At 67.1% G+C, this 6,018-nt stretch carries 8 protein-coding genes; all 8 read left to right on the forward strand.

Going from position 1 to position 6,018, the window contains the following annotated elements; all coding sequences use genetic code 11:
• Nucleotides 1–2: 2 nt before the first annotated feature.
• The 8 genes from secY to ABZ172_RS14960 all read left to right on the forward strand — a co-directional run bounded on the left by secY (nt 3) and on the right by ABZ172_RS14960 (nt 5,823).
• Nucleotides 3–1,322 (forward strand): preprotein translocase subunit SecY, encoded by a 1,320-nt coding sequence (gene secY, locus ABZ172_RS14925; protein WP_073744257.1) that lies wholly within the window; start codon nt 3–5, stop codon nt 1,320–1,322.
• Nucleotides 1,322–1,978, forward strand: a complete 657-nt coding sequence (locus ABZ172_RS14930; protein ID WP_356883927.1) for an adenylate kinase — start codon at nt 1,322–1,324, stop codon at nt 1,976–1,978. Before secY ends, ABZ172_RS14930 begins: the two co-directional genes overlap by 1 nt.
• A gap of 120 nt (nt 1,979–2,098) precedes the next feature.
• Nucleotides 2,099–2,935, forward strand: coding sequence for a type I methionyl aminopeptidase (gene map / locus ABZ172_RS14935; protein ID WP_356883929.1), 837 nt, complete (start codon nt 2,099–2,101; stop codon nt 2,933–2,935).
• Nucleotides 2,936–3,180: 245 nt separating this feature from the next.
• Entirely contained in the window at nt 3,181–3,402 is a 222-nt protein-coding gene (gene infA / locus ABZ172_RS14940; RefSeq protein ID WP_003956442.1) for a translation initiation factor IF-1, read from the forward strand.
• 60 nt (nt 3,403–3,462) lie between these two features.
• Nucleotides 3,463–3,576: a 50S ribosomal protein L36 gene (rpmJ, locus tag ABZ172_RS14945; RefSeq protein WP_003956441.1), complete on the forward strand. Its 114-nt coding sequence runs from the start codon at nt 3,463–3,465 to the stop codon at nt 3,574–3,576.
• Nucleotides 3,577–3,773: 197 nt separating this feature from the next.
• Complete coding sequence (rpsM, locus tag ABZ172_RS14950; protein ID WP_307125430.1) at nt 3,774–4,154, forward strand: 30S ribosomal protein S13; 381 nt, start codon at nt 3,774–3,776, stop codon at nt 4,152–4,154.
• A 104-nt stretch (nt 4,155–4,258) separates the two neighbouring features.
• The gene (gene rpsK, locus ABZ172_RS14955; RefSeq protein WP_003956432.1) at nt 4,259–4,663 is read left to right on the forward strand and encodes a 30S ribosomal protein S11; all 405 of its coding nucleotides are present in this window, start codon (nt 4,259–4,261) and stop codon (nt 4,661–4,663) included.
• A gap of 137 nt (nt 4,664–4,800) precedes the next feature.
• Nucleotides 4,801–5,823 (forward strand): DNA-directed RNA polymerase subunit alpha, encoded by a 1,023-nt coding sequence (locus tag ABZ172_RS14960; RefSeq protein WP_003966937.1) that lies wholly within the window; start codon nt 4,801–4,803, stop codon nt 5,821–5,823.
• Nucleotides 5,824–6,018: the final 195 nt, after the last annotated feature.

Below are 6,018 nucleotides of genomic sequence, written 5' to 3' on the forward strand. Positions count from 1 at the left end.
CCGTGCTCACCGCGTTCGCCCGGGCGTTCAAGACGCCCGACCTGCGCAAGAAGCTGCTCTTCACGCTCGGCATCATCGTGCTCTACCGTCTCGGGGCGCACATTCCCGTACCGGGGGTGAGCTACGAGAACGTCCAGACCTGTGTTGATCAGGCCAGCAAGGGCAACAACAGCCTCTTCGGTCTGGTCAACATGTTCAGCGGTGGTGCACTGCTGCAGATCACGATCTTCGCGCTCGGCATCATGCCGTACATCACGGCCAGCATCATTCTCCAGCTGCTGACCGTCGTCATCCCCCGGCTCGAAGCCCTCAAGAAGGAGGGGCAGTCGGGCACGGCCAAGATCACGCAGTACACGCGTTATCTCACCGTGGCGCTGGCCATCCTCCAGGGCACCGGCCTGGTGGCGACCGCCCGCAGCGGCGCGCTGTTCAGCGGCTGCCCCGTCGCCGACCAGATCGTCCCGAACCAGTCGATCTTCACGACCATCGTCATGGTGATCACCATGACCGCCGGCACCGCCGCCGTCATGTGGCTCGGTGAGCTCATCACCGACCGCGGCATCGGCAACGGCATGTCGATCCTGATGTTCATCTCGATCGCCGCCAGCTTCCCCGGCGCCCTCTGGGCCATCAAGCAGAGCGGCAAGCTGGCCGACGGCTGGATCGAGTTCATCACCGTCATCCTCATCGGCTTCGTGATGGTGGGCCTCGTCGTCTTCGTCGAGCAGGCCCAGCGCCGTGTCCCGGTGCAGTACGCGAAGCGGATGATCGGGCGCCGTTCGTACGGCGGTACGTCCACGTACATCCCGCTCAAGGTGAACCAGGCGGGTGTGATCCCCGTCATCTTCGCCTCGTCGCTGCTCTACATCCCGGCTCTGATCGTCCAGTTCTCCAACTCCACCGCGGGCTGGGCGACCTGGATCCAGGACCACTTCGTCAAGGGCGACCACCCCTACTACATCGCGACGTACTTCCTGTTGATCGTGTTCTTCGCCTTCTTCTACGTGGCGATCTCGTTCAACCCCGAGGAAGTCGCGGACAACATGAAGAAGTATGGTGGCTTCATCCCGGGGATCCGGGCCGGTCGACCTACTGCCGAGTATCTGAGCTACGTGCTCAACCGGATCACGTGGCCGGGCTCGCTGTACCTGGGCCTGATCGCTCTGGTGCCGACAATGGCGTTGGCAGGCTTCGGCGGTGCCAACCAGAACTTCCCGTTCGGCGGGACGAGCATCCTGATCATCGTGGGTGTGGGTCTGGAGACCGTGAAGCAGATCGAGAGTCAGCTCCAGCAGCGCAATTACGAAGGGTTCCTCCGCTGATGCGAATCGTCCTCGTCGGGCCGCCCGGTGCCGGCAAGGGAACGCAGGCTGCGTTCCTTGCCAAGAATCTCTCGATTCCGCACATCTCCACGGGCGACCTCTTCCGCGCCAACATCAGCCAGGGCACCGACCTTGGCAAGCAGGCCCGTGCCTTCATGGACGCGGGCCGGCTGGTGCCGGACGAAGTCACCATCGCGATGGCCAAGGACCGCATGGCCCAGCCGGACGCCGTGAACGGCTTCCTGCTGGACGGCTTCCCCCGCAACGTGGGACAGGCCGTGGCGCTCGACGAGACGCTCCGCAGCGAGGGCGTCAAGCTGGACGCGGTTCTTGACCTCGAGGTCCCCGAGGACGAGGTGGTCAAGCGCATCGCGGGCCGCCGCATCTGCCGTAACGACAGCTCGCACGTCTTCCACGTGACGTACAACCAGCCGAAGACCGAGGGCGTCTGCGACGCCTGCGGCGGCGAGCTGTACCAGCGGGACGACGACACCGAGGAGACCGTGCGCACGCGGCTCGAGGTGTACCACACCCAGACCGAGCCGATCATCGACTACTACCGGTCCCAGGGCCTGGTCGTGACGATCTCCGCGCTCGGCAAGGTCACCGAGGTGACCGACCGGGCCATGGCGGCCCTCAAGTCCGACGAGGGCTGAGCCCCCGCTCCACCACCACAGCCGGCCGCGGCGCCCTCGGGCGTCGCGGCCGACTGTTTGCGCCGTATCGTGGAGTACGGCCGAGACCGTTCCCCTTCGTACCCAGAGAGGCGCCCAGCGATGGTGCAGATCAAGACCCCCGAGCAGATCGCGAAGATGCGCGAGGCGGGCCTCGTGGTCGCCGCCGTCCACGCCGCGACCCGTGAGGCGGCCGTGCCCGGCGCCACCACGAAGGACCTCGACGAGGTCGCCCGCAAGGTGATCGCCGACCACGGGGCGAAGTCCAACTTCCTGGGCTACGGCGGATTCCCCGCGACCATCTGCACCTCGGTCAACGAGGTCGTGGTGCACGGCATCCCGGACGAGAAGACCGTCCTCAAGGACGGCGACATCATCTCGATCGACGCCGGCGCGATCATCGACGGCTGGCACGGCGACGCGGCGTACACCGCCTTCGTGGGCAGCGGGCACGCCCCGGAGCTGGTCGAGCTCTCCCGGGTGACCGAGGAGTCCATGTGGGCCGGGATCGCCGCGATGAAGGTGAACAACCGGCTCGTCGACATCTCGAAGGCCATCGAGTCCTACATCCGCCGCCAGCCCCGCCCGGCGACCGGCAAGTACGGGATCATCGAGGACTACGGCGGCCACGGCATCGGCACCGAGATGCACATGGACCCGCACCTGCTGAACTACGTCTCGCGCAAGCGCGGCAAGGGGATCAAGCTGGTCCCTGGCGTCTGCCTGGCCATCGAGCCGATGGTGTCCCTGGGCACCGCGCAGACGAAGGTGCTGGCCGACGAGTGGACGGTCCTCACGACCGACGGCACCTGGTCCTCGCACTGGGAGCACTCGATCGCCCTCACCGAGCAGGGCCCGCTGGTCCTGACCGCCCCGGACTGCGGACGCGCCAGGCTCGCCCCGTACGGCGTCGAGGTGGCGCCGGACCCGCTGGGCTGAGGGCCGCGGCCGCCCCGCCGGACCCGTCGCCGCCGCCCCGCCGGGCCCACGGGTCCGGGCCGGTCCGATGGACTGTCCGGCTGATCCGTGTCTAAGGATCAGAGGAAGTGGGCAAACTTGACGGATTCGTCTTTTGGGGTCCGCTGACGTAGACTGACTCGTCGGCTCTCGTGCATCAGTGTGCCCGTATGTCTGCACACCCGATGTGGTGAGTCGATCAAGGTAGCCGATTCGAAAGGCGAAGCGTGGCCAAGAAGCAAGGTGCCATCGAAATTGAGGGCACCGTGATCGAGTCCCTCCCGAACGCCATGTTCAAGGTGGAACTCCAGAACGGTCACAAAGTCCTCGCGCACATCAGCGGCAAGATGCGGATGCACTACATCCGTATCCTCCCGGATGACCGGGTCGTCGTGGAGCTCTCTCCGTACGACCTGACGCGTGGTCGGATCGTCTACCGCTACAAGTAGATCTTGCCGGCACCCCGCTTCGGCGTGGTGAGGGCACTGACCCGGAGAACCTGACATCCCATGAAGGTCAAGCCGAGCGTCAAGAAGATCTGCGACAAGTGCAAGGTGATCCGCCGTCACGGCCGGGTCATGGTCATCTGCGACAACCTGCGCCACAAGCAGCGCCAGGGCTGACGCACGACCCCCTGCATCTCGCAGTTCTTCGCGCGACGCACGTACACGTACATACGCAGAGCCCGTCCAAGCCACGGCTGACGACACCTCCGGCGGGGGCCGGGGACCCGGACGTACCACCTCCTCCCATACGGGTGGGGTCGGCGTTCGGGAGTGGCACTGCGGAAGACCCCCGACATGACAACTGGAGCCATTGAATGGCACGCGTTTCAGGTGTTGACATCCCGCGCGAAAAGCGCGTGGAGGTTGCCCTCACCTACGTCTTCGGTATCGGGCGCACCCGGTCCAAGGAGATCCTCGCCACCACCGGCGTGAACCCCAACGCCCGCGTTCGCGACCTGGCCGAAGAGGACCTGGTCAAGATCCGCGAGTACGTGGACGCCAACCTCCGCACCGAGGGTGACCTTCGCCGCGAGATCCAGGGCGACATCCGCCGCAAGATCGAGATCGGCTGCTACCAGGGCATCCGCCACCGTCGTGGCCTGCCCGTCCACGGCCAGCGCACCAGCACGAACGCGCGTACCCGCAAGGGCCCGCGTCGCGCCATCGCCGGTAAGAAGAAGCCGGGCAAGAAGTAGTCCTCAGCGGACGCACTGCGGGGTCCGGTTCGCCGGACGTCCGCGGAAACCAGCGGTCTTCGCTGTAGGACCGATCACCTCCCCTCTCCATCTGGAGTCAAGACATGCCCCCCAAGGGTCGTCAGGGCGCAGCCAAGAAGGTGCGTCGCAAGGAAAAGAAGAACGTCGCTCACGGCCACGCGCACATCAAGAGCACGTTCAACAACACCATCGTCTCGATCACGGACCCCTCGGGCAACGTGATCTCCTGGGCCTCCGCCGGCCACGTCGGCTTCAAGGGCTCGCGCAAGTCCACCCCCTTCGCCGCGCAGATGGCCGCCGAGTCGGCCGCCCGCCGCGCGCAGGAGCACGGCATGCGCAAGGTCGACGTCTTCGTCAAGGGTCCCGGCTCCGGCCGTGAGACCGCGATCCGCTCCCTCCAGGCCACGGGCCTGGAGGTCGGTTCGATCCAGGACGTCACCCCGACGCCGCACAACGGCTGCCGTCCGCCGAAGCGTCGCCGCGTCTGATCCGTCACGGCCGGTGACGGCCGTGCGGCAGTAGCGTGGGTCCGGGCGGTATGCCCCCTTCGGGGCGTGCCGCCCGTACCCTTGTTTCATCTGTCGGGCATCAAATAGTGGGTGCCCACGACTGAAGGATTCGCACCATGCTTATCGCTCAGCGTCCGTCGCTGACCGAAGAGGTCGTCGACGAGTTCCGTTCCCGGTTCGTGATCGAGCCGCTGGAGCCGGGCTTCGGTTACACCCTCGGCAACTCCCTGCGTCGCACGCTCCTCTCCTCGATCCCCGGTGCCGCTGTCACCAGCATCCGGATCGACGGTGTCCTGCACGAGTTCACCACCGTGCCGGGCGTCAAGGAGGACGTGACCGACCTGATCCTCAACATCAAGCAGCTGGTCGTCTCCTCGGAGCACGACGAGCCGGTCGTGATGTACCTGCGCAAGCAGGGTCCCGGCCTGGTCACCGCCGCCGACATCGCCCCGCCGGCCGGTGTCGAGGTGCACAACCCGGACCTCGTCCTGGCCACGCTCAACGGCAAGGGCAAGCTGGAGATGGAGCTGACCGTCGAGCGCGGTCGCGGCTACGTCTCCGCCGTCCAGAACAAGCAGGTGGGCCAGGAGATCGGCCGGATCCCGGTCGACTCCATCTACTCGCCGGTGCTCAAGGTCACGTACAAGGTCGAGGCGACCCGTGTCGAGCAGCGCACCGACTTCGACAAGCTGATCGTCGACGTCGAGACCAAGCAGGCCATGCGTCCCCGTGACGCCATGGCGTCGGCCGGAAAGACCCTGGTCGAGCTGTTCGGTCTGGCGCGCGAGCTCAACATCGACGCCGAGGGCATCGACATGGGCCCGTCCCCGACGGACGCCGCGCTCGCCGCCGACCTGGCGCTGCCGATCGAGGAGCTGGAGCTCACGGTCCGTTCGTACAACTGCCTCAAGCGCGAGGGCATCCACTCCGTGGGTGAGCTCGTGGCCCGCTCCGAGGCGGACCTGCTCGACATCCGCAACTTCGGTGCGAAGTCGATCGACGAGGTCAAGGCGAAGCTGGCCGGTATGGGCCTCGCGCTGAAGGACTCGCCTCCCGGCTTCGACCCGACCGCCGCCGCCGACGCCTTCGGCGCCGACGACGACGCGGACGCCGGTTTCGTGGAGACCGAGCAGTACTGACCGCCCTCCGGCGGGGCGCCCGGTGTCAGCCGGGTGCCTCCGCCGGGGCCGAGGACTCCGTCCTCACGCGCCGGACGCGCGGCCTCGGCCGCCGCGTCCGGCGACGGTGGGCCGGGCGCCGCCGGGGGGGCGCGGGCGGGGGGGGGCGGGGGCGGCGCCGGCCCCCGCCACCACAGCACAGACAGGACGGCCCCC

Source organism: Streptomyces sp. NPDC006296 (assembly GCF_040613235.1).
Taxonomy (GTDB): domain Bacteria; phylum Actinomycetota; class Actinomycetes; order Streptomycetales; family Streptomycetaceae; genus Streptomyces.

Excerpts from the sequence above, each read along its gene's own strand:
- ABZ172_RS14930 (WP_356883927.1), top strand. The coding sequence starts at position 1,322 with ATGCGAATCGTCCTCGTCGGGCCGCCCGGTGCCGGCAAGGGAACGCAG.
- map (WP_356883929.1), top strand. The coding sequence starts at position 2,099 with ATGGTGCAGATCAAGACCCCCGAGCAGATCGCGAAGATGCGCGAGGCG.
- rpmJ (WP_003956441.1), top strand. The coding sequence starts at position 3,463 with ATGAAGGTCAAGCCGAGCGTCAAGAAGATCTGCGACAAGTGCAAGGTG.
- rpsM (WP_307125430.1), top strand. The coding sequence starts at position 3,774 with ATGGCACGCGTTTCAGGTGTTGACATCCCGCGCGAAAAGCGCGTGGAG.
- rpsK (WP_003956432.1), top strand. The coding sequence starts at position 4,259 with ATGCCCCCCAAGGGTCGTCAGGGCGCAGCCAAGAAGGTGCGTCGCAAG.
- ABZ172_RS14960 (WP_003966937.1), top strand. The coding sequence starts at position 4,801 with ATGCTTATCGCTCAGCGTCCGTCGCTGACCGAAGAGGTCGTCGACGAG.